General features: G+C 48.3%; 22 protein-coding genes and 2 riboswitches. Of the genes, 15 read left to right on the top strand and 7 right to left on the bottom strand.

Annotation, left to right across the window (positions count from 1 at the left end; genetic code table 11):
* The 7 genes from KNP92_RS15315 to KNP92_RS15285 all read left to right on the top strand — a co-directional run.
* A partial coding sequence (locus tag KNP92_RS15315; RefSeq protein ID WP_214842053.1) for an SIS domain-containing protein occupies nt 1-774 on the top strand: 774 nt, incomplete at its 5' end.
* Nucleotides 775-914: 140 nt separating this feature from the next.
* Complete coding sequence (locus KNP92_RS15310) at nt 915-1,184, top strand: PTS sugar transporter subunit IIB (RefSeq protein ID WP_214842051.1); 270 nt, start codon at nt 915-917, stop codon at nt 1,182-1,184.
* Nucleotides 1,174-3,204 carry a BglG family transcription antiterminator gene (locus tag KNP92_RS15305; protein ID WP_214842049.1) on the top strand — a complete coding sequence of 677 codons (2,031 nt, stop codon included), beginning with the start codon at nt 1,174-1,176 and terminating at the stop codon, nt 3,202-3,204. The genes KNP92_RS15310 and KNP92_RS15305 overlap by 11 nt, the downstream gene beginning before the upstream one ends.
* 164 nt (nt 3,205-3,368) lie before the next feature.
* Nucleotides 3,369-4,790, top strand: coding sequence for a PTS mannitol transporter subunit IIBC (locus KNP92_RS15300; protein ID WP_214842047.1), 1,422 nt, complete (start codon nt 3,369-3,371; stop codon nt 4,788-4,790).
* A gap of 43 nt (nt 4,791-4,833) precedes the next feature.
* Nucleotides 4,834-5,265 carry a PTS mannitol transporter subunit IIA gene (locus tag KNP92_RS15295; protein ID WP_214842045.1) on the top strand — a complete coding sequence of 144 codons (432 nt, stop codon included), beginning with the start codon at nt 4,834-4,836 and terminating at the stop codon, nt 5,263-5,265.
* Nucleotides 5,265-6,410 carry a mannitol-1-phosphate 5-dehydrogenase gene (locus tag KNP92_RS15290; RefSeq protein WP_214842043.1) on the top strand — a complete coding sequence of 382 codons (1,146 nt, stop codon included), beginning with the start codon at nt 5,265-5,267 and terminating at the stop codon, nt 6,408-6,410. The genes KNP92_RS15295 and KNP92_RS15290 overlap by 1 nt, the downstream gene beginning before the upstream one ends.
* 103 nt (nt 6,411-6,513) lie before the next feature.
* Nucleotides 6,514-7,410, top strand: a complete 897-nt coding sequence (locus KNP92_RS15285) for a helix-turn-helix domain-containing protein (protein ID WP_214842041.1) — start codon at nt 6,514-6,516, stop codon at nt 7,408-7,410.
* Nucleotides 7,411-7,458: 48 nt separating this feature from the next.
* Here KNP92_RS15285 and KNP92_RS15280 read toward each other — a convergent pair whose 3' ends face one another.
* Nucleotides 7,459-9,810 carry a bifunctional diguanylate cyclase/phosphodiesterase gene (locus tag KNP92_RS15280; protein WP_214842038.1) on the bottom strand — a complete coding sequence of 784 codons (2,352 nt, stop codon included), beginning with the start codon at nt 9,808-9,810 and terminating at the stop codon, nt 7,459-7,461.
* Nucleotides 9,811-10,009: 199 nt separating this feature from the next.
* Here KNP92_RS15280 and KNP92_RS15275 point away from each other — a divergent pair, with 199 nt between their 5' ends.
* Complete coding sequence (locus KNP92_RS15275; RefSeq protein ID WP_214842036.1) at nt 10,010-10,522, top strand: GNAT family N-acetyltransferase; 513 nt, start codon at nt 10,010-10,012, stop codon at nt 10,520-10,522.
* Between the two features lie 24 nt (nt 10,523-10,546).
* Here the strand turns inward: KNP92_RS15275 and KNP92_RS15270 are convergent, their stop codons facing one another.
* The 3 genes from KNP92_RS15270 to KNP92_RS15260 form a co-directional block, all read right to left on the bottom strand.
* The gene (locus KNP92_RS15270) at nt 10,547-11,863 is read right to left on the bottom strand and encodes an N-acetylmuramoyl-L-alanine amidase family protein (RefSeq protein ID WP_251136637.1); all 1,317 of its coding nucleotides are present in this window, start codon (nt 11,861-11,863) and stop codon (nt 10,547-10,549) included.
* 177 nt (nt 11,864-12,040) lie between these two features.
* A complete protein-coding gene (locus KNP92_RS15265; RefSeq protein ID WP_214842033.1) occupies nt 12,041-12,262 on the bottom strand; it encodes a hypothetical protein in 222 nt (73 codons plus the stop codon).
* Between the two features lie 61 nt (nt 12,263-12,323).
* The gene (locus KNP92_RS15260; RefSeq protein WP_214842030.1) at nt 12,324-13,001 is read right to left on the bottom strand and encodes a hypothetical protein; all 678 of its coding nucleotides are present in this window, start codon (nt 12,999-13,001) and stop codon (nt 12,324-12,326) included.
* Between the two features lie 266 nt (nt 13,002-13,267).
* Here KNP92_RS15260 and KNP92_RS15255 point away from each other — a divergent pair, with 266 nt between their 5' ends.
* Nucleotides 13,268-14,530 carry a tetratricopeptide repeat protein gene (locus tag KNP92_RS15255; RefSeq protein WP_214842028.1) on the top strand — a complete coding sequence of 421 codons (1,263 nt, stop codon included), beginning with the start codon at nt 13,268-13,270 and terminating at the stop codon, nt 14,528-14,530.
* A gap of 71 nt (nt 14,531-14,601) precedes the next feature.
* Here the strand turns inward: KNP92_RS15255 and KNP92_RS15250 are convergent, their stop codons facing one another.
* Together KNP92_RS15250 and KNP92_RS15245 are read right to left on the bottom strand one after the other, a co-directional pair.
* Nucleotides 14,602-14,922, bottom strand: coding sequence for a hypothetical protein (locus KNP92_RS15250; RefSeq protein WP_214842025.1), 321 nt, complete (start codon nt 14,920-14,922; stop codon nt 14,602-14,604).
* Nucleotides 14,923-15,122: 200 nt separating this feature from the next.
* Nucleotides 15,123-16,961, bottom strand: a complete 1,839-nt coding sequence (locus KNP92_RS15245; protein ID WP_251136636.1) for an ATP-binding protein — start codon at nt 16,959-16,961, stop codon at nt 15,123-15,125.
* Between the two features lie 263 nt (nt 16,962-17,224).
* Between KNP92_RS15245 and KNP92_RS15240 the strand changes: the two genes are divergently transcribed.
* The 6 genes from KNP92_RS15240 to KNP92_RS15215 all read left to right on the top strand — a co-directional run bounded on the left by KNP92_RS15240 (nt 17,225) and on the right by KNP92_RS15215 (nt 25,543).
* The gene (locus tag KNP92_RS15240) at nt 17,225-17,830 is read left to right on the top strand and encodes a flavin reductase family protein (protein WP_214842023.1); all 606 of its coding nucleotides are present in this window, start codon (nt 17,225-17,227) and stop codon (nt 17,828-17,830) included.
* 173 nt (nt 17,831-18,003) lie between these two features.
* Nucleotides 18,004-18,957 (top strand): AAA family ATPase, encoded by a 954-nt coding sequence (locus KNP92_RS15235; protein ID WP_214842020.1) that lies wholly within the window; start codon nt 18,004-18,006, stop codon nt 18,955-18,957.
* Nucleotides 18,954-20,021, top strand: a complete 1,068-nt coding sequence (locus KNP92_RS15230; protein WP_214842017.1) for a DUF58 domain-containing protein — start codon at nt 18,954-18,956, stop codon at nt 20,019-20,021. The genes KNP92_RS15235 and KNP92_RS15230 overlap by 4 nt, the downstream gene beginning before the upstream one ends.
* Nucleotides 20,018-22,111, top strand: a complete 2,094-nt coding sequence (locus KNP92_RS15225) for a transglutaminase domain-containing protein (RefSeq protein WP_214842014.1) — start codon at nt 20,018-20,020, stop codon at nt 22,109-22,111. Before KNP92_RS15230 ends, KNP92_RS15225 begins: the two co-directional genes overlap by 4 nt.
* 41 nt (nt 22,112-22,152) lie before the next feature.
* Nucleotides 22,153-22,252: riboswitch (purine riboswitch) on the top strand.
* Nucleotides 22,253-22,351: 99 nt separating this feature from the next.
* Nucleotides 22,352-23,890: a glutamine-hydrolyzing GMP synthase gene (guaA, locus tag KNP92_RS15220; protein ID WP_214842059.1), complete on the top strand. Its 1,539-nt coding sequence runs from the start codon at nt 22,352-22,354 to the stop codon at nt 23,888-23,890.
* A 106-nt stretch (nt 23,891-23,996) separates the two neighbouring features.
* A riboswitch (purine riboswitch) is annotated at nt 23,997-24,098 on the top strand.
* An 86-nt stretch (nt 24,099-24,184) separates the two neighbouring features.
* Nucleotides 24,185-25,543, top strand: a complete 1,359-nt coding sequence (locus tag KNP92_RS15215; RefSeq protein ID WP_251136635.1) for an NCS2 family permease — start codon at nt 24,185-24,187, stop codon at nt 25,541-25,543.
* 20 nt (nt 25,544-25,563) lie between these two features.
* On the opposite strand, the gene KNP92_RS15210 is transcribed toward KNP92_RS15215, so the two are convergent.
* Nucleotides 25,564-26,400 (bottom strand): VanW family protein, encoded by an 837-nt coding sequence (locus tag KNP92_RS15210; protein WP_214842011.1) that lies wholly within the window; start codon nt 26,398-26,400, stop codon nt 25,564-25,566.
* Nucleotides 26,401-26,743: the final 343 nt, after the last annotated feature.

Raw genomic sequence — 26,743 nt, 5'->3', positions numbered from 1 at the left:
TTGTCACAGTCTGGGGAGACGGCCGATAGCCGCGCCGTCCTCGTCGAAGTGAAGAAGCGTGGCTACAAGGCGCTCACGATGACGAACGTACCAGGATCGACGCTCTCACGTGAGGCGAACGAGACGATGCTCCTCCACGCGGGACCGGAGATCGCGGTCGCGTCGACGAAGGCGTACACGGCCCAAATCGCCGTCCTCGCCATTCTCGCCTACGACATCGCCCGCGCGAACGGAAAAGCATTGCCGTTCGAATTGATGCCAGAACTCGCACGCGTCGCGACGATCATGGACTCGGTCATGTCACAAAAAGAGCTATTCGAAGAGTTGGCAGAACGTTATTTGAAGACGACACCGAATACGTTCTTCATCGGACGCGGACTCGACGCGTCCGTCTGTCTCGAAGGGGCGCTCAAAGTGAAGGAAATTTCATATATCCAAGCGGAAGGCTACCCAGGGGGCGAGCTCAAGCACGGATCGATCGCGTTGATTGAAGACGGGACACCGGTCATCGCGCTCATCTCACAACCGAAGACGAATTTGAATATTCGTGGTAACGTGAAAGAAGTGGTCGCCCGGGGCGCGAACGCTTGTATCCTCTCGATGCAAGGGGTCGAACACGAGGACGACGCGTTTACCTTGCCGCATGTCGAACCGCTCCTCGCACCGCTCGTCACGGTGCTCCCGGTCCAGTTGATGGCCTATTACGCTGCGCTCGGACGCGGCTGTGACGTCGATAAGCCACGCAACTTGGCAAAATCGGTGACAGTAGAATAAATCAATCATGTAAAGCACCTTTCCGATGAGAGGTGCTTTTTACCACTTGCCGATTTCTTTGCCAACAAGCAAAATAGTAGGTGAAGTAAGCGATTCCATCGTATGGTTATATAAAGATAAGCGATGAAAGAAGGTCTGGCATGAACGTTTACATTGCCTGTCCATGCGGGTTCGTCACGAGCGCCATGGCGGCGAAACTGTTTGCCGAAGCGTGTTCAGGGAAGTTGTCGTGTGTGATTGACCACGGCACGTATCGGGACATCCCGAAAGACGTCGATTTGATCGTCTATCAAATCGGGGCAGAGACCATTGACCATCCGACCGCGCACGTTCGCTCGGTCAGACAAATCTTGTCGCTCGAGGAATATCGACACATCGTCGAAGAATGGGTGAAGCGATATGAAACATGAGTGGAGCGCACGAGAGCGTTCGATTTTACTGCACTTATTAGGAACAGAAACATCCACACCGCTCGCCGAGATCGCGCAAGCGGTGAATTTGTCTGAGCGGACGATTCAACGGGAACGTCAATTGCTTGAAGGAATCTTACGAGAGTTCGAACTGGAACTGTCTTGGCAGCGTGGACGTGGACTCAGTCTTGTCGGAGAAGCGAATGCGAAACAACAGCTGCGCGAAGATTTAATTTTATCGGCCGAGGCAGTGCCGACAGCAGAGGACCGGATTTTCGAACTGGCATGGCGGCTCTTGTTCGAAAAAGATATGTTGAAACTACAGGCCGTCGCGAAACAGATGCACGTCTCACCGAGTACATTAACGCAAGACTTGGAGAAATTAGATCGCTGGTTCGATGAATACCACCTCGAGGTTGAACGGAAAAAAGGGGTCGGCGCGCAAGTGCTCGGCTTAGAAGCGGAAAAACGCAAGCTCATGATCAATGCACTCATGGCGCATTGGGACACGCTCGCGTTTTACCGTTTCGTCCGCGGTGAAGACGAGTACATTCCTGCGTTTTTAAAGACGGTGTCTTGTGACGCCATGCTTGAGGCGCTCCGAGATGGGTACGATTATTTGAAGAGCCATTCGTTCGAACGGATGGATGACCGGACGATCATGCGCGTCACGTTTGCGTATGGCGTCCAACAAGCACGACTCGATGCCGGTTTCTTCTTAGAAATGTATACGAAAGGTCGTTCGGACGACTATTTAAAAGTAGCGTATGACATGGAAAAAGCGCTCGGCACAACGTTTTCGATGGCAGAACGGGTCTGGCTCGCAGAAGAAGCGAATCGGCTTCGGTCATTAAAAGAACAAATGCAAGAAGACGAGGAAGAGCGTTGGGTGATGCAAATTCGGGTCCATAAACTGATTCATCACGTCTCGCTCATTCACGGCTTCGCGTTCACCGACGATGCCGCGCTTGAAAAAGGATTGCTCGCCCATATTTTATCGAGTATGAATACGCAAGCCCTCCCGGATACGGACACGGTCCGGCCCCACATTGACCGAGACTATCCGAACTTGCGAGCTGCGATTCAACAAGCAGCGGACATCGTGTTCGGGACGAATACGTTCACGGAACAAGAAACGGTGTTTTGGGCGATGCACTTTGCGGCAGCACTCGTCAAACCGGTGCGGCGCCGTGAATATCGGGCACTCGTCATCTGTTCGGCAGGGCTCGGCTCCTCGAAAATGCTCGTCAATCGTGTGAAGCAAGAGTTTCCAGAGATGCAAGACGTCGTCAATTCTTCGTTGTTCGGTCTCGAACAACATCAACTCGATGACTATGATGTCATCTTATCGACTGTACCGCTTCCCCCACTGTCGGTACCGACGCTCATGGTCAATCCGTTGTTGACGACCGAAGAAGTGCAACGGGTTCGTCATTTATTGTTGTCACTCCCACAGTCGTTCCAAACGAAAGACGTGAAGACGCATTCGACGATGCTCGACTTTTCTGAGCTTCGTGAACTTGTTGAGACGTTTGAACGGATGGATCGTCAGTTCGACCTCGTTACGCTCGATAACAGCGAGCGGCTCGAAGACATCTTGTTTGATATCGGCACCCAGTTAGAAGAACGAGGGCTCGTACAGAGTGGGATTCAGTTATCGGCGCAACTGCTCAGACGTCATGAAGTGGCTGGGCTCGGTATCCCGGGAACGAAGCTTGCCTTATTCCATGGCCGACACCCGTCGATTGAGCAAGGAAGCGTGTTCGCGTTCGATTTGACGAAGTCGATTCCGCTGCTCATGATGGATCAATCAACGGAGCCGGTGTCGCGACTCCTTGTGCTCCTTGCGCCAGAGGAAGCGCGCGACATTGAGCTTCAGTTTTTAAGTGCGGTCAGCGGGTCGCTCATCGAGAGCGAAGAGCATATGGCATTATATAGTAGTGGTTCGAAGAAAGAACTGCGCCTTTTGCTTCATAACTGTATGAAAAACATGATGCAAGATGCGCTCCATGAGAAATGACCCGCCGTGGTCATTTTTTTGTTTGGCATGAAATGTTGCCAAAGTATGAACTGGATTGAATTGAGTAAGCGCTTACTCTGGGTCTACAATACAGGTGTAGAGCACAAACCGGTTAGCTACACTACACGACAACCTTTCACAATTTAAGACTGGAGGTTTTATACATGGCGAATACGCAAGCTGGCTCGGGCGGAGTTCGAGTCAAAGTACAACGGTTCGGGAGTTTCCTAAGTGGAATGGTTATGCCGAACATCGGCGCCTTCATCGCTTGGGGGATTATTACAGCACTATTCATTCCGACAGGCTGGTGGCCAAATGAAAACTTGGCTGAACTCGTCGGTCCAACAATCACGTATCTGTTACCACTCTTGATCGGGTTCACAGGTGGTAAATTACTTCACGACGTTCGAGGCGGTGTCGTCGGGGCGCTCGCCACGATGGGGGTCATCGTCGGGACCGATATTCCGATGTTCCTTGGGGCCATGATCGTCGGTCCGCTCGGTGGTTATGTCATCCGTCAAGTTGACCGTGCCCTCGAAGGAAAAGTTAAAGCCGGTTTCGAGATGTTGGTCAACAACTTCTCAGTCGGGATCGTCGGTGGTCTTCTCATGCTCGGTGGCTTCGAAATCTTCGGACCAATCATGAGCGGGCTCGACAAAGTCATGGCAGCAGGCGTCGACTGGATTGTCGGAGCGAAATTGCTTCCAATTGCAAGTTTGTTCATTGAACCAGCGAAAGTCCTCTTCTTAAACAACGCCATCAACCATGGGATTTTGAGCCCGCTCGGTGTCGATCAAGTCGCAGACGCTGGAAAATCAGTCCTCTTCTTACTTGAAGCGAACCCAGGACCAGGTCTTGGTTTACTTCTTGCTTATATGTTCTTCGCAAAAGGCGCAGCAAAACGGACAGCTCCTGGGGCAGCAATCATTCACTTCCTCGGTGGGATTCATGAGATTTACTTCCCGTACGTCTTGATGAAACCGATCTTGATCCTTGCGATGATCGCAGGGGGCGCGACAGGGATCTTCACATTCGTACTCTTCGATGTCGGTCTCGTTGCACCAGCTTCACCAGGTAGTATCTTTGCGATTCTCGCGATGGCATCACGTGGTTCGCACCTCGGATTGGTTGTCGGAATCCTGTTGTCAGCGGCCGTCACATTCACTGTGGCAAGTATCATCTTGAAATCAAGTGCAGCGGAAGATGTCTCACTTGAAGAAGCGACAGAGAGTGTCAGCGCGATGAAAGGGAAGCAATCTTACGCATCAGCGCTCGTCCAAGATCGTCTCGACAAAGTGGACCACATCATTTTCGCTTGTGACGCTGGTATGGGTTCAAGTGCGATGGGGGCTTCGGTCTTACGCAACAAAGTAAATAAGGCGAACTTGCCAATCAAAGTAACGAACACATCGATTAGCCAATTACCAAAAGACGCACAATTCGTCATCACGCACCAAGATTTGACGGAGCGTGCGGAAGAACAGGCGCCGAATGCGATCCACCGCTCGGTGACAAACTTCTTGAACGCAGATTACTATGATCAGCTAGTTGAAGAAATTAAAGCAGAACGCAGCAAAATCTCATAACAAAGCAGACAGAGACAAGGGTTTAGGTATAGGAGGAACTAAAATGCCATTCATTCAAACAGAGATGATTCGACTCAACCAAACGTTCAATACGAGTGCCGAAGCGATCGATGCAGCCGGAGAAGTGCTTCAAGCCGCCGGTTGCGTATCTCCGGCTTACATCGAGGCGATGCACGAACGTCAGGCGCTCTCGAACGTTTACATCGGAAACCACGTCGCGATTCCACACGGGACGGAAGAAGCGAAATCAGCCGTTCAAAAAACAGGCATCTCGATTTTACAAGTGCCTGGTGGCGTCGACTTTGGTGGACAGACAGCAAAACTAGTAATCGGGATTGCTGGGGTGAACGATGAGCATCTGGACCTCCTATCCCAAATCGCAGTCATTTGCTCCGATGAAGACAACGTGGAGCGTCTCGTAAACGCTCAAACAAAAGAAGAGATTTTGTCGCTATTCACGGAAGAGGTGGCATAATGAAGGCTGTACATTTTGGGGCAGGGAACATTGGACGCGGGTTCATTGGTCTCTTGCTCAATCAAAGCGGGTATGAAGTCACGTTCGTCGATATCAACGACACGGTGATTGAAGCACTCGAAACGAAGCGCCATTATGAAGTCGGATTTGCCGAGGAAGGGGTGGCGAACGTCGTCGTCGATCGAGTCCGTGGCGTGAATAGCTTAAAAGATCCGGAACGTGTTATCGGGCTAATTGCCGAAGCCGATCTCGTGACGACAGCTGTTGGTCCGTCGCTTCTTTCAAAAGTCGCACCACTCATCAGTAGCGGACTTCGTAAGCGCGAGACGGACGCACCGGTATACGTGATTGCGTGTGAGAACATGATTGGCGGTAGTGCCTCGCTCAAACAAGATGTCGAAGCTTCAGGTGGTGTCGGGACGGCGAACGTGTCGTTCCCGAACGCAGCCGTCGACCGTATCGTTCCGTTGCAACAACATGAGGATCCACTCTTCGTCGAAGTCGAAACGTTTTATGAGTGGGTCATTGAGACGCAAGGTTTGGCCGAGCGGCCCCCGCTTCACGGTGTGACGTGGGTCGACGAAATTGGACCATATATCGAGCGCAAATTGTTTACGGTCAATACAGGTCACGCGATTGCATCGTACATCGGTTCTTTGTTCGCGAAGGGGACAATCGACGAGGCGTTAAAAGATCGTCGCGTCCGTCAAGTCGTGCAAGGCGCCTTGTATGAGACGGGTTGGCTCTTACTCGAGAAGTATGGATTCGAAGCGAAAGAGCATAGCCAGTATATTCAAAAGATTATTAAACGGTTCGAAAATCCGAAGTTGAAAGATGAGATTTCACGCGTCGCCCGCTCGCCGATTCGTAAGCTTGGCCCGAGCGATCGTCTCGTGAAGCCGGCACGCGAGCTCGTCGATAACGGCATCGAACCGAATGAACTAGCCTACGGAATTGCCGCAGCCTTGAACTATCACAACCCTGAGGATTCAGAATCTTCTGAACTTTATTTGTCGATTGAAGAGACAGGCATTCTAGCAACCATTGAAAAATACCTCGGGTTGAGTGAGCACGACACGTTGACTCAACTCATTCTGGAACAGTATCACTTGATTCGCGAGCAAGAGAAAGCGCGCGTTTCGTAATAAAAATCTCTCCTTTCATTAGGAGAGATTTTTTTCATGGCAAAAAGGATCAAAATATCAAAAGTACGGTTTGATAAGATTAATGTGAGAGGAGGACGTATCTATGTATGATGAATCCATCCAACGTGCCATTGCATATATTGAAGCTAACTTGCACGCTACGATTACAGAAGAAGAACTATTACGTCAGAGCAAATTTTCAAAATTTCATTTTCACCGTATTTTTCTGGCCCACGTTGATATGACAATAACTGAGTATATTAAAATGCGACGTCTCGCAAGTGCGGCCAGTTTACTCATGCACACTGAAGTACGGATTCTAGATATTGCTTTACAGCATAACTTTGAATCACAAGAATCATTCACACGGGCATTCAAAAAAATATATGGACTGCCTCCGGGCCGTTATCGTACGAATATGAGAACATTACGAAGACAAGGGGATGAGGAAATGATAGAGGCGGTAAAAGGATGGTTTTTAAGCGGTGGAGACTTACAACATTACGAGATGGGGATTGATCGGCAGGTTGTTCATGAAGGTAGGGCGTCAGGTTATCTAAAATCAACTTTGTCGGTGAAAAACGAGAGCTTTGGAACGATGATGCAACAGTTCAAGGCTGATCGTTATATAAAGCAACGAATTCGATTGTCAGGGTTTCTAAAAACTGAACAAGTTAGCGGAAGTGCAGGGTTTTGGATGCGTGTTGATCATAAGAATGGGGATGTGATTCAATTTGACAATATGAGTAATCGACCGATTCAAGGGACGACAGAGTGGAATCGCTATTCAATTGTTTTAGATGTACCGGAAGGCAGTGAAGTGATTTCCTTCGGGGTCTTGTTGTCAGGAGAAGGACAGGTTTGGATTGATCAGTTAAGCTTTATTGAGGTAGATGAGCGAGTAGCTGTCACAAATCTTCAGGGGGCTGCGATTCTTCAAGACGAGCCCATTAATTTATCGTTTGAAGATGGATTAAATTATTCAAATGATTCACGTTAACAAAAAAGGTGACTCTGATCCATTTCGGACGAGTCACCTTTTAGAGTCTTATGCGCGTGTCTTTCCAAACTCGATATATGTCGTGACAGATTTGACGTGTTTGATGACGTCTTTCTCGCGGAGCGGGCGGCTGAAGTAATAGCCTTGGACGTAATCACACTGTTCGTTCAATAACCACTCGAGCTGATCCGACGTTTCGACCCCTTCCATGAGCACTTTCATCCCGAGGTTATGGCCGAGCTGAATCATCGAGCAGACGATTGCTTCTTGGTTCCGGTCGGTAAACAAGTTGACGATGAACGAGCGGTCAATCTTGAGTACTTGAACCGGCAACTCACGGAGCTGACGGAACGAGGAATAACCGGTTCCGAAGTCATCGAGCGAAATCATGATGCCGAATTGATGAAGCTGCGCGAGCTTTTCACGTGTCGACGCCTCATAGGACAGGATGGAGGATTCGGTCACTTCAAGCTCAAGGAATAACGGATCCATTCCGGTGGAATCAAGTATCGTTTGGAGCGTGTCGACGAAGTCTTCCCGGGCGAACTGGAGCGGAGACACGTTCACAGAAAGCGCGAATGGTTTTACACCACTCTTTTGCCAGCGGACCCATGCCGAACAGGACTCGCGTAACACCCATGTGCCGATTTGATGAATCAAGCCGGTGTTTTCCGCGATGGGGATAAACTCATCCGGTGTGACATGACCGAGTACCGGGTGATGCCAACGGATGAGCGCCTCGACGCCTTCGAGTCGGTTTTGTGTGAGTGAGATTTTCGGTTGATAGACGAGCGTAAACTCGCTACGGTCGAATGCTTGTGCTAACGCCTTTTCAATCTCGACAGTACGTAAAATTTCTTGTCTCGATTCTTCTTCAAACTCTTTGATTTGGTTCTTGCCGGTCCGTTTCGATTCATGGACGGCGAGACGAGCGTATTGCACGAGTTCGTCTGCTGTCATCGTGTCTTTTGGATAGTGGCTGATCCCAGCATTCATCGTCAATTCGACAGTCGTTCCGTCGATATCGAACGGTTGTGAGATCGCTTTAATACACTTCTCGGCCTTTTGTTTGGCGAGCGTGCTTCGTTTATCAAATAGCAAGATAATGAATTCAGACGAGCCGACACGTGTCAAAATATCGTCCTGGTGAATCGTATACTGGAGCCGGTCTGCGATTTGGAGTGCCAACTGATCCGACCCGTTATGACCGAGCATATCGCTCATAAAGCGCCAGCGATCGATATCGATGTACAAACAGGCGACAGGCTTTTCAATCTGGATGTGTTCGGCAAGAATCCGTTCGAGTTTATGGCGGTTCGGCAAATTGGTTAACGTATCATGAAACGCCATGTATTCGACGAGCCGTTGAGAGGCGATCGTCTCCGAGACGTCGCGCAAGAACCAAAGGATTTGGTCCATCGTCTCGCCTCGAAGCGGGTAAGCCGTCACTTCGATCGTCGAGTCGTCGATATCAAGCCGGCGTGCTTCATAAAACGGTTGCTGAATCGACAACGCGGCGTGATAGTCCTGGAAGAATTGATTCTCGGTCCGGTCGAACAATTGATAAAAGGCGGGGTTGGCATATTGAATCACACCGTCTTTTGTTGTGGTCACAACCGCATCCGTCGTGGAGTCGAGAATCGTCGCTTGAATCAAGTCGCGACGTCGTAAATGCCGATCGAGTGAGAGCGATAAAAAGAAAATGGCAAACAATAATACCGTGATGCCGGTGACGAGCCATGCCAAAAGCGACGGTTCGATACCGATGTCTGTCGGGATAGGGGTCAAGAACGTGAAGGAAGATGCCATCATCCCGACATAGTGCATCCCAAAAATGGCGACCCCCATCAACAAGGCGAAAAATACTTTTAGCTCCAAGTGAATCTTCTCCTTCGCATACTTGGAAAAGAATCCGATCCAGAGAGCACAAAGTGAGGCAGCGACCGCGATTGCGAGCGATAATAACGCTAGCCCGGTATGATACGTAATCGCTACGCCTTGAATGGACGCCATCCCGACGTAATGCATGCTCGCGATACTGATCCCCATCAACAGTGCTGCGCTGATGAGAGCCGTGTGGGTCGTATGGCGTGAGACAATCAGGAAGCCGAGAATGCAACCGCCCATAGCGATCAGGACCGAAAGGAATACGAGCGGAATCGAATACGTAACAGGGCGCAAACCGTCATGGGCCAGCATGGCAATGAAATGCATCGCCCAGATCCCAAGTCCAAGCGTCGCACCACCTGCCAAAATCCACGTGGTTTGTGCCGAGCGGTTCGTCGAGTTGACGCGACGTGCCAGCTCGATGGCGGCATAGGCGGAGACGGCGGCAATCATATAAGATAAAGCAACAAGAAACAAATTGTGACTCATTGAGTGTTCGATGACTGGGTCCATAAGTACCTCGCTAGAATGTGAATTGTATTTGATATTTAATTATACTTTGAAAATAGGAGTCCACCTATCATTATGCTTCATTTTCAGGAACTATTTTTACAGAGAAACTTTTTCAATCAGAGGATTCAATGGATTGTGTGTTACCAGTAGGAAAGTGGGGGTAAAGAGTAAAAAATACGAATGGAGAGAAGGGATATCTGTGAACTTTCGCCCGATTACACCAGACGATGTGAAACCGCTCCAGCGACTGTTCATGGAAAGTTTAAGCGATTTGATTCGTCGTGAGCAGTTCGAGGACGCAGATTTGTTAGACGAGGAAGTTGCTCGTCTGAATACGACGATTCAAGATAGTTTCGATGACGATTTCGTCGACGTGTTCGTGGTCGAACGAGACGGAAAAATTGTCGGGACCGCAGCGCTTCTGCCTCCAAACGATATCATCACGGCCCATTTGGATGTGGAGACGGGGGCCCTCGAAATTGGGTGCGTCTACGTTGCTCCTAATCAGCAGAGGCAAGGGGTCGGTTCATTTTTGCTTACGGAAGTAATGGCCACGCTTGACGAAGGCGCGATTTTTTATTTAGATGCAGGATTTCCCTCCTCACAAGAATACTGGGAAAAGCGCCTCGGTCCTCCGACGATGATACTTGAGCATTACTGGGGGCTAGGTGCACCACATAAGATATGGAAAATCACGAAAAGTCCTGGCTGAACGAACAGCCAGGACTTAGTTAGGTTAATAAGTAGAACGCATGAATTGATGAATCCCAGATGCCGTTGCTTCAGCCATCCGTTGACGATACGTCGTACTCGTTAAATGGGAACGGTCGTTACTGTTCGTGATAAATCCATACTCCACGAGTGCCGAAGGAACACTGTTCTTCCCAACGACGTAGACGTTCTGATATTTAACGCCCCGGTTTCGAACGGTCGGAATCCGAGCACCGAGCTCGCGGTTGATTGAGGTGCCTAAACTGCGGCTCGCGGTGACATAGGGATTTGTCGTATAGCTTTCGGTCGTCGGAACGAGCACTTCGTGGCCGTGATAAGACGTATTCGTCGAGGAGTTCGTGTGGATGCTGACGAAGGCGCTACCGTTGTACGATTTCGTCAACGCGACACGGTTCGCGAGCGACAAATAAGTATCGTTGGCACGTGTCATTCTTACAGTGTAGTTGTACGTGCCAGACAACGTGCTCGCGAGACGATTGGCGATATCGAGTGTCAACACTTTCTCTTGAACCGATCCATAGACGGCGCCTGGATCGTACCCACCATGACCCGCATCGATGACGACCGTCCGGCCAGAGCCGGTCGACGTGTTCGTCGTCGTGCTAGCCTTCAAGTATTGAGAGGAAACGTATCCGGTTTGTCCCCCGTAAGAGACTTTATACCAAGACCCATACGTCCCAAGATACGTCACGTTTCGACCTGATGGGATAGTCAAAAGGATGGTGCCAGTCGTCGAGGCACTCTTCCGTAAGTTTAAGTTAACGGTTGTGACGTACGTTTTCGCTGTCGTCGTCGAAGTCGTCGATACTTTCACGTACTGCGACGAGATGTAACCGGTCTGCCTACCGTAGGAGACTTTATACCATGAGCCATACGTGCCCAAGTATGTGACGTTACGTCCTGACGGAATCGTCAAGAGAATCGTTCCGGTCGTAGAGGCGCTCTTTCGCAAATTCAAGTTGACGGTTGTCGTGTAAGTCTTTGTCGAAGTGGATGTAGTCGTCGAAGACGTCGACACTTTCACGTATTGTGACGAGACGTAGCCGGTCTGTCCGCCGTAGGAGACTTTATACCAAGAACCGTATGTACCGAGGTACGTGACGCTTCGTCCTGACGGGATCGTTAAAAGAATCGTCCCGGAAGTTGAGGCACTTTTTCGAAGATTTAAGTTTGCTGTCGTTGTATATGTAGAGGCAGCCTCGACACGACTTGTATCGAGTCCGGTCGAGGAGAAGCTGAACGGAACAACGGCCGTCCCCGTGAGGACGAGGGATGAGCTAATGAGTAGTTTAAGTGACCAAGAGGGTTTCGGTTTGTTCAATCGGGATCCGCTCCTTTTTTCTGCAATATGTACGAGACAAGATTGGAATGAAATTGTTATCATGTCTTCGTTATTATATAAGGAAACAAGAAAAAAATGGAGGTTAATATGTAATTTATTTATCTTTTTTTAAAATAGTAAATATAAAAAAGAGACGCTTGGAGGCGTCTCTTTAGATTAGAATAGGCGTGGAAGCTCATCAGCTAACTTTTTAATTTGTGTATCAGTTTTTGCAAATTCTCCAACATTGAACAATCTAGGTCGCTCATCTGCAGCGATTTGTTGAGTCTGTGCTTCGACGGTACTGAATTTAAGTTCTTGATCTGCTAGCGGTTGAATTGAAGTTCCTAACAAAAACAGTGCCGCAGCAATAAAGAAATACCCTGTAATTTTTTTCATAAAAAATTCCTCCAGTTTTGTGAGTTTTTATAGTTAAGCGATGGTTCCTAGTGTAAGATACTTAGTCGTCAGTTAGTGGTGATTCTAACAGTGCGTAAATCGCTTCGGATTGTTCTTCGATTCTAGATTCATAATCACCAACGTAATGTTGAGGCATGTTCGGTTCGAACAAAGTAACTTTGTCCGCATCTTCTGATGTGGTGGAAGACAAAATGGGAACACCTGCTTCTTGACTAAGTAACGTGCTGCATAGAGGAGTAAATTTATTATCAAAATGTTGTAATGGCTCTGGATGCCAACATATTGATGCTTCAGGCAATATATACAATATATGACCCTCTTCTAATAGTTTTAGACATTGTTCGATTACATTATTTTGATTATGCTCCACGTTAATGTAACCAAAGTCTTGAAAATGTTTCTCATAGACGGTTACTGAGCTACGTTTTAGAATAGAAAGAGACAGTTCAGGGCCGAGAATGTATAGTTGTTTATAAGAGTGATTTTCTTTCAATATTCTAGCAATAAGTTTAGGCAACGATTGGTAGTAATCAATCTGAAATGCGTTTAGAATAAAACCCTTAGAAGAATTCAATAAAGAGGTCAAATGCTCTAGACCTTCAAACTGATTTTGATCAGTGATTGAATAAGAAGTTTTAAACTTAGGTTCTTGTTTAGAGTTGAAATAAATTTTCGGTTTAATGTAATCCTCTGCAAGTAAGAAATTTAACTTACCCATCTATTGTATTCACCTCCAAGAGTGGTTATTCATTTTTATAGAAACGAACTGAATCGTTCTACCTAATGAGATTGCTTAGTTAATGATTAACTAGTTAAATCTTATCATGTATTGTAAGACCATCGAACTGTTATCGGTTGGGAAAATACCCTTTCAAAACACTAAAATATCTTAGATTTTTTAATGATTTTTCCTAAATCGATAACATTCATGACATAAGCAATAAAAAACTACGTAAAATTAGGGCGAAGGAGCTATTTGTGAAGATGGAATATAACTACGGGAACCTAATTAAAGTGGAGAGAATGCGTCGCGGCATCAAACAATCTGTACTGGCCAGGGGAATTTGTTCGGTTTCCTACCTAAGTAAAATTGAAAATAATCAAACTTCCCCTAGTGAAGAAGTACTAGAATTGATTTTTGAAAGATTGGAAATTGAGGTCCCACTATACTTTGACTTTAGTGAGCAAGTTGATAAAGTGAAGAAAGAAATAAGAGAAACTCTAAAAGAAGCTGTCTTAACAAGAAAAGATATTGGGAAGCAGAAAGAAGTTGAGAAATATCTTTCAAATCCGGTCGTTAAGCAGTCTAAAGATCTTTATATCACGTTAATGATGTCTTTAGCTCGATTTGGAATGATGCCAGATGGAGATAGTAAATATTTAACTGAAATCGGTTGGATTGAAGACCAATTAGACTTTGATAATAAAGTCAGATATAAGATGATGAGTAGTCTCAAGATGTTTCACAAAAATGAGCGGGATGGTTCATTAAAATTACTTGAAGAATTAAATGAGGCATTATCAAAATCACATATTCCTGATTGGGAAATGGCAGATATTCGATATATTATGGGTGGTTTATACCATAAGTTCACTGATTTTTTGCAAGCGATTGAGCATGTACGCTTTGCCCTTGCGTATTTTCAAGAACATTTCTATGTAGAACGGATTGTAGAATGTCATTTAATAATTGGATTGTCTTATAAAAGGCGAAAACGTTATACAGACGCATTAAATTACTATGAAAAAGCCATTAAAATTGTTAGTGCGACAGATTTAAAAAATTATTATGGAATGCTTTACAACAATATGGGTGATATATACTCTCTTTTAGGAGAAAAAGAAAAAGCTTTAAAGTACTTCATTGAAAGCTTTGAATATAAAGTTGAAATCAATAGTAAACTATTTAGTGTACTTTCATTAATTGAAGTTTATTCGGATCATGATGATCATGAAGGTGTAATCACATGGTTAAAGAAGGGCGATCAATTAATTGAAGAAATAGGAGGGTTAGAGCTATTTACCCGCCACTTTGATATCTATAAGAACTATTATCGTGAATACAATCAAGAGAAATTGATTGAGAGTTTGAAAATAGCTGTGCAATACTTTGAATCCTATGACGAGTACCTTTATACCAACAAGTATGCGTTATGGTTAGCTCGAGAACTTCGAAAAAATGGTAAATACAAATTATCTACGGAGTATTATGAGAAAGCAATAACAATTATGTCGATATGGGATTAAGCGTTTCTTTTCTTTTTGTATGAGGAGAGGCGTTTTTTTTGTGCATAAAAAAGAGACGCCCGAACCGTCTCTCAAGGGGTCGTGAAATAATGGATGGTCCAATACGGTTCCGTTTGGAGCGCCTCAATCTCTGTGTGACCGTTATGGACTTGTTGTAACAGATGGATGATATGCTTTTGTAAGTTCGAGGCATGAGAACCACTATGCAAAATTCCATCCTCATTTGCGATGATATAGAAGCCGCCGAGACGGAGCGGGATGTGCTTGCGTACTGTTGTTACCGCAGCTTGAAATTCAGTTTGTCCATCTGCTAACGGAACGGTCACGTCGAAACGTCCCCATTGTTTAGAATCACCTAGTTCTGAGAACGTCGGTGGGTCGTGATGGTCCATCGTCATGACCTCCAATCGTATCGATCTCTGTATCTTCAGTATAGCTGTTTTTCGAACGACAGCGTAGAACAATCATCCCGTCCGTCGTCACTTCCTCCACCACATCGTCTAATGCTTGTCCTTTTCTAGATTATGTCAATAAATCCTTCCTCATAAATGAAGTTGGGTAAAAAAACACGACCGGATCATTCCGGTCGTGTTTATTGATGGACGACTTCTTTTGAAGTCGGCAGTTCGCAAATAAACGTACTGCCTTCGCCGTAAACTGATTCGACATGCAAATGGCCGTCATGGGCTTTCGCGATCTCTTTGCAAATCGCAAGACCCAGTCCTGTCCCGCCAATTTTTCGGCGATCTGAGTTGTCGACTCGGTAGAATTTGCCGAATAAGTTCGGTAACGCCGATGATGGGATCCCGATCCCGTTGTCTCGAACTTTCATGACGACTTGACCTTCTAGCCGCTCGAGCGATACGAGGACGTTCCCGCCATCCGGTGAGTACTTCACAGCATTACTGAGCAAATTGCCAAGCAATTGGCGCATTCCTTCAAGGTCCGCCTCAATCGTAAAGTCTTGCGCCGAATCCGCATCGAGGTGGATGTGGTGGACGTCTGTCGTCTCTTGATAGAAGCTGATGCTATCACGGGCAAGTTCGTATAAGTCGACACGTTCCCATTCGAACGTTTGTTTTCCGGCCTCCATCTTTTGCAGATCGAGGAAATCGCTGACGAGGAACGATAACCGTTTCGCCTCGTCATGGATGGTCTTCAAATACAATTCGCGGCGACTTTCTTTCAAGTCGCGCTCGAGCATCAGCTCGGTGAACCCGTATATCGACGAGAGCGGAGTCCGCAACTCATGCGACACGGTCGAGACGAGTTCAGATTTCATCCGGTCGATTTCGGTTTCGGCCGTCACGTCACGCAACACGAGCATCGTCCCGTGTAACTTCCCGTCGCGATAAATACTCTCGGCATATACTTGTAGGAAACAATCACCCTGATCGAGGGAAATGGAGAGCCCTTCTTCCGGTGGGTTACGGTCGAAGACGTGCTCGACATAGCTGATGAAATGCTCACGCTGGTCGACACGTTCGGCCAGTTGTTCGATGTCGATTTCGATGTCGGCCAATTCCTCATAGCCTTTGTAGTTAAATTGCAGATCATCGAACATTCGAATGAAGGCACGGTTCCCGACGACCGATTCTTCTTCGTAATTGAGGTACAGAATCGATTCACGCACAGAGTTGATCAGTTGTGCCGTTTCTTTTCGGTCTTGCTGCATTTGACGGTACAGACGCATCCGCAACAGAGAAATGGCGAGTTGATTCGCGAAAGCGTTCAACTCCGACTTTTCACTCGCGTCAAACTGCTCATCATAGCGGGCGAGGTACAAGCACCCAATCATCTTGTCGTCCGACGGATCCATGACAGGAATGACCGTCTCGTAAATATAGTACGGGTATTCGTGCAAATCGTCCGCGACTTTCTTCGACGTCGCCGCCGGAAGCTTCGAAATCATGGCCCGTTTTAATAGAAGGGATTTCGTCTTCAAACTCTCTTGTTGCTCTTCGGTCATCTCTTTAGGTACGACCGAACTGATCTCGCCGTCTTTAACGAGGAGAAGCGCGCCGAACTCCGCCGAAGTCAATAAGACAATCTTTTCGATGACGGATGAGTAATCGAAAAGCGACTCTTTCGAAGCCAATACTTCAATTAATTCGTTCCGATACTGTAATTTTGTCTCGTTCTGCTTCGACTCCTGAAGCACGTGTTCCAACTCTTCGTGTTTGGCGCGCATGCGTTCATTTTGCGAAGCCATTCGATTAATTAACGGTCGGCCAATCAGTAAAATCGCGCTAATAAACATCACGAGTCCAATCATCCAAATCCAGCGCAGTGTCAAAAGCTCGCTAGGGGAAACGTTGTTGTCTCGGACAAACCATGCCCCGGTCGCTGTTAAGACGAGACTCATGATACATACTCCGTAAAGGATGCTAAGAATTTGGCGACTGTTCAATTGTTCAATCCACTTGCCCATAATACGCTCTACTTCCTTCCTTATCCCAAAAACCATCTCCAAATCATTTATCTATAACTCGAAATATACAAAAGGATTCCTTCCATGAAAACTGAACTGCTCATCCAATCTATACAAGAATCTCTATCTTCTCGATTAACATTATCTAGAGCGATATACCCCGATTTTTAGAAAGCTACACATTCCGATATGCTTTCGTTTGACAGAAGCGAGGCGTAAAGACTAGCGTTAAAAAGAAAAGACTAATTGAAATGAGGTGCCTTATGCTCTCCATTGACCCAGCTGCCTTAACCGAACGAGATACGTATAAATTTTTAATTGGTAGCGTCATTCCTCGCCCAATCGCCTTCGTGACGACTCTGAACGGTGAGGTCGTGAATGCAGCTCCGTTTAGTTATTTCAATATCGTTGCCTCACATCCGCCCCTTGTCTCTGTCTCGATTCAACGGAAAGGCGGGGTTATGAAAGACACCGCACGAAACGCCGTGGCGACCGAGGAGTTGGTCATCCACATCGTCGATGAGACAAACGTCAGCCTCGTTAATGAGACCGCCGCGTCACTAGGACCGGAAGAGAGCGAGCTCGACCGCACTTCGTTCACGCTCGCCGCGAGTGATGTCATCGCGACGCCAGGGGTAAAGGAAGCAAAAATCCGAATGGAATGTGTATTACATCATCACGTCCCGATTGAGCATGAAGGTGTGATTACAGCCGACTTGTTGGTCGCTCGCGTCGTTCGTTTCCACATCGACAATGCATTATACGAAGCTGGTCGAATCGATGCGATGAAACTGGCGCCGGTCAGTCGGTTAGCCGGGAACTTCTACGCAGCGCTCGGTCCGTCATTCGAAATCGAACGGCCAAAATAAAATGGTCTATGCGTCCGCCTTACGATGAGGCCGGACGCATTTTTTCGGGTAAAGAAAGAATAGCCGATTCGGCTGTTGTATTTCTTTCAATCCACTAGCCGAGTGTGTCACAATAAAGTCAGAACATTCAATTATATTACTGTAGTGAACAAGAGAAAAAAGGGGAGTCGGCCATGTCCTATCGTCCAGCTGTTCAATCTATCATTCAAGCCATCGAGACGGTGATCGTCGGAAAAGAAGATGTCATCGCGAAAAGTCTGACGGCATTGCTTGCCGGAGGTCACGTCTTGTTAGAAGATGTACCGGGTGTCGGGAAAACGATGCTCGTTCGTACGTTTAGCCGCGCAATTGATCTTGAATTTAAACGTGTCCAGTTCACCCCAGATATGTTACCTTCCGATTTAACTGGGATTTCGATGTATAACCAAAAAACAAAAGAATTTGAATATCGACCAGGGCCGCTCATGGGTAACATCGTCTTAGCCGATGAAATCAACCGGACGTCGCCAAAGACCCAATCGGCTTTACTCGAAGCGATGGCAGAGCGAAGTGTGACGGTGGACGGTGAAGTGAAAATTTTGCCATCCCCATTCTTTGTCATGGCGACACAAAACCCGATCGAGCATGAAGGGACTTATCCACTCCCGGAAGCTCAATTGGACCGGTTCCTGCTGAAAATAGAAATGGGATACCCATCTTTCAATGAAGAGCTATCTCTCCTGACACGTTTTGAAAAAACAGAGCCGCTCGATGCGTTACAGAGCGTCATCTCGAAACACGAAGTCGAACAGATGCAACGTGACGTACGGAACGTCCACGTCTCAAGTGCCGTCAAACAGTATATCGTCCGGTTAATCCACGAATCGCGAAACGATTCGAACACGTATCTCGGAGGGAGTCCGCGTGCCACGCTTGCGCTCATGAAGGCATCTCAGGCATGGGCCTATATCCATGGCCGCGACTTCGTCTTGCCAGACGATGTGAAAGCACTCGCCTCGAGCGTACTCGGTCACCGGGTGTTGCTGACGGCTGAAGCCCGTTACAAAGGGCGGACGGCCGAGCAACTCATTAAAGGATGGCTCGACGAGATGCCAGTCCCGATGGATCGTGAGGTTAAAGAAGGATGAAAAACTGGATGAAGCTGTTCCTCGTTTGGGCGGCGGCATTCGGCTTGTACGCGTTCGCGCGCATCGAAGGCAGTATCGTCGCTTCGACGCTATGGTGGTCGTTCCTCGTCCTGACCGTCTACTGGACGCTGTTCTTGATTTATCCCGTTACTGCCGCGAACGTCAGGCGTCGCGTCACGACGAAACGTCTCGTCTCCGGACAAACGATGGACGTCGAGCTCCAAATCGAGCGGAAATACCCGTTCCTCGTCGGCGTCGTCACACTAGAAGAGAAGCCGCCCGAGCGCTTGACGAATAACCATGACCCGATCATCACGTCGGTTGATCGCTTCTTCCGTCGAAAAGAGACGGTTCATTATGAGATTGAGCACATTAAACGGGGCATCCACGTGTTCGACCGGACGAAGTTGCACGTTCGGGACGTGTTCGGGCTGTTCGACCGGACGCGCACGCTCCGGCTTGAAACGGTCGTCGAAGTGTCACCGGCCGAGTTGCCGTTTGACTTGCCGCGTGACGAGCATGTTGGCGGACGCGGTGAGCAGTACCGCCGGGCGCGAACGTACACGGAAGTCGCGAATACGACGAGTGGGGTGCGCGAATACGCAGCGGGTGACCGCATCGGTCGCATCGACTGGAAAGCGTCCGCACGTCGTGACAACTTGATGACGAAGACGTTCGACCAAGAGCAAGAGAAAAAGTTGTCGCTCGTTTTTGTTCCGTCCGCATCTGCCGAACATGAAGAAGCGTTCGAACGCTCCTTGTCGCTCCTTGTCGGGGCGATCCGACAGCTCGAACGGAAGAACTTACCGTTTGAACTCTATGTGATTGAAGAGCAAGTCCGCTTGTTCCATTTACCGGACCAAAGTGCCGACGTCGGTCATTATTTGCTGACCGCGACGCCGGAGGCGGAAGGACGTCTTGTTGAGCGTGTAAAACGGAATTTGCCGCAGCAGTCCGGTAATCTCATCTTGATCAGCCCGTTCGAGACGAAATGGGTGCGTGAACTGGTGCATGAGACGCAAGGAAGCTATCATCTCTATGCGGCAAGCGAGGTGACGACATGACGGAATGGTTGAAACGGATCGTCTATACGGCGCTCGCCGCCTATTTGCTTTCGTTTTGGATCGATCCGATTGTCGGTAGTACGACGTTTGATGTGACCTGGCCGTTTTACTTCTTGCTGCTCGTGCCGATGTTCGCGAGTCTTTTACCATGGTACGGCCTGATTGGAGTCGTCTTCTTCAACTTTTTAGCCGTCTTGTACGTCTATCATGGGAGTCTCTTCGATTGGTTCGGACTGTGGCTAGAAGACTTAAGTGGTGTGCTTAGTGGCGCATTACCGGAAGAGGCCATCTTCTTCTCAGCGATGGCGCTCATCGGTGTATTGTTCGCCATTCTTGTCGGTCGGACGTACCCGAGCTACGGGTTCGTTCTCGGGATGATCGTGTCGACGCTTGGCTTGATGGCCTACTTCGATACGTGGACGCTATATGATGGCGAAGGACAGATCCTTCTCGCGATTTTAGCATCGCTCTTCCTCTTGTTTGTCACGGATCTCGCGAAACGGCCGAGTAAGTCGCTCGTCCGTTATGTGAGTATCGCGTTGCTCGCTACGGTCATCTTAGCACTCGCGAGTGTCTCGCCGACGCTCGATGGCGATTGGTCCGACCGCATCACGACCAGTTTTCAAAATGCTGTCAACGAAGGAGAGACGGGTCCTGGCCGTGTCGGTTACGGGGTGAACGACGAACAGCTCGGTGGTCCGTTCGAACAAGACGACGGCATCGTCTTCATCACACGCGGTGTCCCGGCCCGCTATTGGCGGATTGAGGCAAAAGAGATTTATACCGGGAAAGGGTGGGTCGAGTCCCCAGTCCTCGATTCAAATTTCAATCGCGGGCAACTCGTCGACCCGGACGTCGATACGACTCCGGAGCAAGCTTTGCTTCGTTTCGATCGACGGGAGTCATTCGTCCCATATGGCGGAGAATACCCGCAAGCGGCTGAGACTGAGAGTGGGACCGAGTTCCGTGTCGGAGATATCGAGCAACAATTCCCGAACGAGACGGTTCACATCCGACCGTCCGGAAAAATCGTATTCGATAATGACAATCAGGCAACACCCCAAACGATTCAGTTGCGCTATAGCGTCCCGTCGTTCACAGAAGACCAATTGAATCTAAATGAACCGGTCACGACGTTGACGGACGAAGAACAACAAGCATATCTCCAACTCCCAGACACGTTACCGGACCGTGTCCGTGATTTAGCAGCGGAAATTACAGCGGACAGTGAAACGCCGTCCGAACAGGCACAAGCCGTTCAAGCCTACTTCCGAAACGGGGAGTTCGAGTACAACACGGAAGACGTCGCCATTCCAGAAGGGGACACGGACTACGTCGATCAGTTCTTGTTCGACACGCAACTCGGATACTGTGACAACTTCTCGACGTCCGCTGCGGTCTTGCTCCGGGCAAACGGTGTGCCGACACGATGGGTAAAAGGGTTTACGATGGGAGATGCGCGAGGTGTGATTCAAGGTGAGACCGAGTATACGGTTCGAAACCGTCACGCGCACTCATGGATTGAGTACTTCGTCGAAGGGGCGGGATGGATTCCGCTCGAGGCGACGATTAGTTTCTCAGATGCCAACTTGCTTCAAATCGAGACTGAAACGGACACGGATTCAGACCCGGTAGCGAACGACCCGCAAGCCGGCAACGAGAACGAGCCGACGAATCGTCCGCAAGAAGACATCGCGATTGACGATGTCGCGCCAGGTGAACTTCCGGAAGAATCGCGTCGCCTCCCGGTATGGGGTTGGGTGTTGATCGTCTTTACGGTCGGTCTTCTCGTTTGGAACCGGAAAGCGGTTGAACGGGCGGTTATGGTCGAATGGTGGATGCGTCGTCCCCTCAGTGAGTCGTCACTCGTCGCGATGCAACGCTATCTGATGAAACGCCTTCGGGCAGCCGGTTTCAAGGTCGACGGTCGGACACCGTCTGAACTCGCCAAAGAAGTCGACGCCTACTATGAATCGGAAGAAATGACCCGTTTGACTCGGATATTTGAGCAGACAGTTTATGCGGATCAAACGCCGAATTCGAAATATAAAGAATATTGGAAAATCATGATTCGTCGAATTATGAGTTGAAGTAGCAAGGCGCATACAGTAAGATAGACGCATTAGTTAGATAATTGAACAATGCATTCCTTCGTATATACTCGTGAATTGGCGCGAGAGTCTCTACCGGACCACCGTAATGGACCGACTATGAAGGAGCACGTTTCGTATACAAAGAATTGGGCGTGCTTCTTCTTCGGTTTGGTGATTCCGTGGGAGAGGCTCGTCCTTTTTTTGAGATGAAGGCAGAAAGGTGGAGGTTTTGTGAAGATGTTGGAACAAGAGATGATTTTGGTGCTCGACTTTGGAGGACAATACAACCAACTGATCACGCGACGTGTGCGTGACCTTGGTGTATACAGTGAGCTCCATTCCCACAAGATGACCGCTGCAGAAATTCGTGAGCTCGCCCCAGTCGGGATTATCTTCTCAGGTGGCCCGAACAGCGTATACGCGGAAGGTGCATATCGTTGCGATCCAGAGATTTTCGAACTCGGAATCCCGATTTTCGGGATTTGCTATGGTATGCAGCTCATGACGCACCACTTTGGTGGACGTGTCGAGCGGGCGATGCACCGTGAGTACGGCAAAGCAACACTCTTCTCGACACCGGAAGCCTCGGCGCTCTATACAGGACTTCCTGTTGAGCATACTGTCTGGATGAGCCACGGCGACCTCGTCATGGAAGCGCCAGAAGGATTTGTCGTGGATGGAACGAACCCATCTTGCCCGGTTGCTTCGATTAAGAACGACGAGTTAAAGATGTACGGGGTTCAATACCACCCAGAAGTTCGTCACTCAGAGCACGGCAATGAAATTTTGAAAAACTTCATCTATGAAGTGTGTGGTGCTAAGGGCGAATGGTCAATGGAAAACTTCATCGATCTCGAAGTCGAAAAGATTCGTGAAATCGTCGGGAACAAACAAGTGCTTTGTGCCTTGTCTGGTGGTGTCGATTCGTCAGTCGTCGCGGCACTCGTGCATCGCGCGATTGGAGATCAGTTAACATGTATGTTCGTCGACCACGGTCTACTCCGTAAAAACGAAGCGGACAGTGTCATGAAGACGTTCGCAGACGGTTTCAACATGAAAGTCATTAAAATCGATGCGCGTGATCGCTTTATGGCGAAGCTCGCTGGTGTCTCTGACCCGGAGCAAAAACGGAAAATCATCGGCAACGAGTTCATTTACGTGTTTGACGAAGAAGCGTCTAAACTCGTTGACATGGACTTCCTTGCCCAAGGGACGCTTTACACAGACATCATTGAGAGTGGGACGGATACGGCGCAGACAATCAAGTCGCACCATAACGTCGGTGGCCTTCCGGAAGACATGAACTTCACCCTCATCGAGCCTCTTAACACGCTTTTCAAAGATGAAGTGCGTGAACTCGGTACTGAACTTGGCCTTCCAGACTACATCGTCTGGCGCCAACCGTTCCCGGGTCCTGGTCTTGGGATCCGTGTACTTGGTGAAATTACAGAAGAGAAGCTTGAAATCGTCCGTGAGTCAGATGCGATTCTACGTGAAGAAGTGAAAAATGCTGGTCTCGAACGCGATATTTGGCAATACTTCACGGTTCTCACACCGATCCGTTCAGTCGGGGTCATGGGCGATGAGCGCACGTACGACTACGCTGTCGGTGTACGGGCTGTCACATCAATCGATGGAATGACATCGGACTGGGCACGGATTCCATGGGACGTGCTCGAGAAGATTTCAGTTCGGATTGTCAATGAGGTTAGCCACGTAAACCGTGTGCTGTACGACATCACGTCGAAGCCACCTGCGACAATCGAGTGGGAATAATCGCGCTAAAACCGAACATTAAGGAATAATAAATCGTTAAAATCCGTTATTTGTGTTGACATGCACGAATGACGCTGATACGATAAAAACGTTCTTATTATATCCGAACAATTCAAATTAATTTTGCCGTATAATGTCGGGAATATGGCCCGAGAGTCTCTACGAAATCACCTTAAATGATTTCACTACGGCGAGACATAGATGGGGACGTCTGTCCCCGTATGTTTCGCGTGAGGTCCTCGGTCATTTGCCGGGGACCTTTTCTCGTTTACGGCGAGCCAAGGAGGAAAACCAATGAGCACACAGCTCAAGCAAGAACCAACGCAACAACCAGAAAGCCGGATTGAACGCTACTTCCACTTGAATGAACTGGGGACGAACGTCAAAACGGAACTCGTCGCAGGATTCACGACATTCCTCGCTATGGCGTACATTTTGTTCGTCAACCCGAACATCCTCGGGGCAGCGGGTATGGATACAGGTGCCATCTTTGTCGCGACCGGCCTCGTCGCTTTAGTCGGGTCTGTGATGATGGGTCTATTCGCGAACTATCCGATTGCGATTGCACCGGGAATGGGGCTCAACGCCTTCTTCGCATACAGTGTTGTCATTGGGATGGGCATCCCATGGCAGACCGCACTCTCGGGTGTCCTCGTTTCAGGGCTCTTCTTCATCGTTTTGACGCTCTCAGGCATTCGTGAAACAATCGTCAATGCGATTCCCGCACCGCTCAAAATGGCGGTCGCGGCCGGTATCGGTTTCTTCATCGCTTTCATCGGACTTAAGAACGCAGGAATCGTCGTCTCAAATGAAGCGACAGTCGTCGGACTCGGTGCACTCGGCACAGGGACGACACTCTTGGCTGTGTTTGGTCTTGTGGTCACGGCACTTTTAATGGTTCGTAACATTAAAGGGGGCATTTTCATCGGGATGCTCTTGACGGCGATCGTTGGGATGATCTTCAACCTCGTTCCGACACCGACGGCCATTTCGGACGTCGTCTCGATGCCACCGAGCATGTCTTCGACGTTCGGCCAAGCGTTCATCAACTTTGGTGAAATCTTCACGATTCAAATGCTCGTCGTCATCTTGACGTTCTTCTTCATTGACTTCTTCGATACGGCTGGTACGCTCGTTGCAGTCGCACGCCAAGCGGGAATCATGAAAGATAACAAAGTTCCGCGTGCGAGCAAAGCGCTCATGGCGGATTCGACAGCGACGGTGGCGGGTGCAATCTTCGGTACGTCGACAGCGACGTCTTACGTCGAGTCATCGGCTGGTGTTGCGGCTGGTGGTCGCTCAGGTCTTACGGCAATCTTTGCAGGGCTCTTCTTCGGTCTCGCACTCTTCTTCTCGCCATTACTTGCAGTCGTAACGGCGCCGGTCACGGCACCAGCGCTCATTATCGTGGGTGTGTTGATGGCTTCTGCTTTACTCGACATCGATTGGAAGAAGCTCGAGATCGCCATCCCAGCCTTTATGACAATCTTGATGATGCCACTCACGTCTTCGATCGCGACGGGAATTGGTCTTGGATTTATCCTCTATCCACTCATGATGATGGCGAAGGGCAAAACACGGGAGATTCATCCAATCATGTACGGGATGCTCGTCATCTTCCTTGCTTACTTTATGTTCTTGCCGCACGCATAAACGTCATAGGAAAAAGCGACTCATTGCGAGTCGCTTTTTTTGTAGGCTGTATTTTCAGGGAGGAAAGGATCATACATGGTCATAGCATGATTTTCGGTAATGAATTCGTTTCGAAGCAACGTACCATCAAGCGTGAGAACCTCACGGAAAATTTGATTGTGACGAACGGTTCCGCCCCACCACTCTTTTGTAAAATGATGATTTTTTTCATAGATCTTGTAGGAGACGACGGCCGGAGTAGCAGAACGCCATTCCCCGACGAGATCATCTCCTTCTATATATAGAAGTAACTGATACGCTTGTTCGGTTTGGTTTGTGATTTGTAAGTCGAGGTAGTTATAAGAGCAAGTCGCTCCGCTGCCGAAAGGTTGGTCACGTCTCGAGTCAGGGAAGACGTCATAACTATGACGGTAACGTTCGGTGACGGTAAGTGGACTATGTAACGTGATCCAGTAAATTAAATTAGACAATTGACATAAGCCGCCACCGATCCCGCTTGTGACTTTCCCGTAGTGGAGGATCATGCCTTCTACATAACCTTTTCGTTTTGTTGGTCGACCGATCGATTTCCAATATGAAAGGACGTCCCCGGGATTGACAACGAGCCCATTTAATCGTTGAATTGCGATCTTGAGATTTTGTACTTTGTTTCGTTGCATCTCCATATCTACGTCACGTAACTTCCGATAAAGCGGCGTGCGGTGTATATAGATGAGATGAGGGAGTGGGGTAGCTTTTTGTTTAGATGCATATTGTCTTCCGTCAAATAGCCACGTCAGTCTGCGTCGCATTGTATATACTTGAGTGCCGGCTAAGATGCGCAAGGCAGATCGTTGTTTTGGTTGTAGCTGTTGCATAAATAAGTCCCCTGTCCTTATGTAAAGTAGTAGTATTTTAACTGTATTCGCTAAGAGGGAATTTTTTCCTGTTATCGTTCGGGATAAAGTTTTAAAGATGAAAAAATGCCTTGAAAAACTTTTTAAAGTTTTTTTAGAATAATGCTTGCCAGATAGATCAAGGAGATGCTATAGTTATCTCTGTTGCCAGCGATGCTCACACAAACGTGAGAAAAGTTGTTGACAGTTAAAAGTAATAAATGTTATTATCATTTAGTCGCCAAGAGCGGCAGACGAACTTTGAAAACTGAACGATGAGGCAAAAAAGTTTTACAATTTTTGAATGAAGCGCAAGCTTCGTCAT

Origin of the sequence: Exiguobacterium sp. s122 (genome assembly GCF_018618475.1) — a bacterium.
Taxonomy (GTDB): domain Bacteria; phylum Bacillota; class Bacilli; order Exiguobacteriales; family Exiguobacteriaceae; genus Exiguobacterium; species Exiguobacterium himgiriensis.
This window is presented reverse-complemented; position numbering and strand designations above follow the sequence as displayed.

Excerpts from the sequence above, each read along its gene's own strand:
- KNP92_RS15310 (WP_214842051.1), top strand. The coding sequence starts at position 915 with ATGAACGTTTACATTGCCTGTCCATGCGGGTTCGTCACGAGCGCCATG.
- KNP92_RS15265 (WP_214842033.1), bottom strand. The coding sequence starts at position 12,262 with ATGAAAAAAATTACAGGGTATTTCTTTATTGCTGCGGCACTGTTTTTG.
- KNP92_RS15260 (WP_214842030.1), bottom strand. The coding sequence starts at position 13,001 with ATGGGTAAGTTAAATTTCTTACTTGCAGAGGATTACATTAAACCGAAA.
- KNP92_RS15215 (WP_251136635.1), top strand. The coding sequence starts at position 24,185 with ATGAGCACACAGCTCAAGCAAGAACCAACGCAACAACCAGAAAGCCGG.
- KNP92_RS15235 (WP_214842020.1), top strand. The coding sequence starts at position 18,004 with ATGTCCTATCGTCCAGCTGTTCAATCTATCATTCAAGCCATCGAGACG.
- KNP92_RS15230 (WP_214842017.1), top strand. The coding sequence starts at position 18,954 with ATGAAAAACTGGATGAAGCTGTTCCTCGTTTGGGCGGCGGCATTCGGC.
- KNP92_RS15300 (WP_214842047.1), top strand. The coding sequence starts at position 3,369 with ATGGCGAATACGCAAGCTGGCTCGGGCGGAGTTCGAGTCAAAGTACAA.
- guaA (WP_214842059.1), top strand. The coding sequence starts at position 22,352 with ATGTTGGAACAAGAGATGATTTTGGTGCTCGACTTTGGAGGACAATAC.
- KNP92_RS15290 (WP_214842043.1), top strand. The coding sequence starts at position 5,265 with ATGAAGGCTGTACATTTTGGGGCAGGGAACATTGGACGCGGGTTCATT.
- KNP92_RS15245 (WP_251136636.1), bottom strand. The coding sequence starts at position 16,961 with ATGGGCAAGTGGATTGAACAATTGAACAGTCGCCAAATTCTTAGCATC.
- KNP92_RS15295 (WP_214842045.1), top strand. The coding sequence starts at position 4,834 with ATGCCATTCATTCAAACAGAGATGATTCGACTCAACCAAACGTTCAAT.
- KNP92_RS15250 (WP_214842025.1), bottom strand. The coding sequence starts at position 14,922 with ATGGACCATCACGACCCACCGACGTTCTCAGAACTAGGTGATTCTAAA.
- KNP92_RS15240 (WP_214842023.1), top strand. The coding sequence starts at position 17,225 with ATGCTCTCCATTGACCCAGCTGCCTTAACCGAACGAGATACGTATAAA.
- KNP92_RS15305 (WP_214842049.1), top strand. The coding sequence starts at position 1,174 with ATGAAACATGAGTGGAGCGCACGAGAGCGTTCGATTTTACTGCACTTA.
- KNP92_RS15210 (WP_214842011.1), bottom strand. The coding sequence starts at position 26,400 with ATGCAACAGCTACAACCAAAACAACGATCTGCCTTGCGCATCTTAGCC.
- KNP92_RS15255 (WP_214842028.1), top strand. The coding sequence starts at position 13,268 with ATGGAATATAACTACGGGAACCTAATTAAAGTGGAGAGAATGCGTCGC.
- KNP92_RS15225 (WP_214842014.1), top strand. The coding sequence starts at position 20,018 with ATGACGGAATGGTTGAAACGGATCGTCTATACGGCGCTCGCCGCCTAT.
- KNP92_RS15285 (WP_214842041.1), top strand. The coding sequence starts at position 6,514 with ATGTATGATGAATCCATCCAACGTGCCATTGCATATATTGAAGCTAAC.
- KNP92_RS15280 (WP_214842038.1), bottom strand. The coding sequence starts at position 9,810 with ATGGACCCAGTCATCGAACACTCAATGAGTCACAATTTGTTTCTTGTT.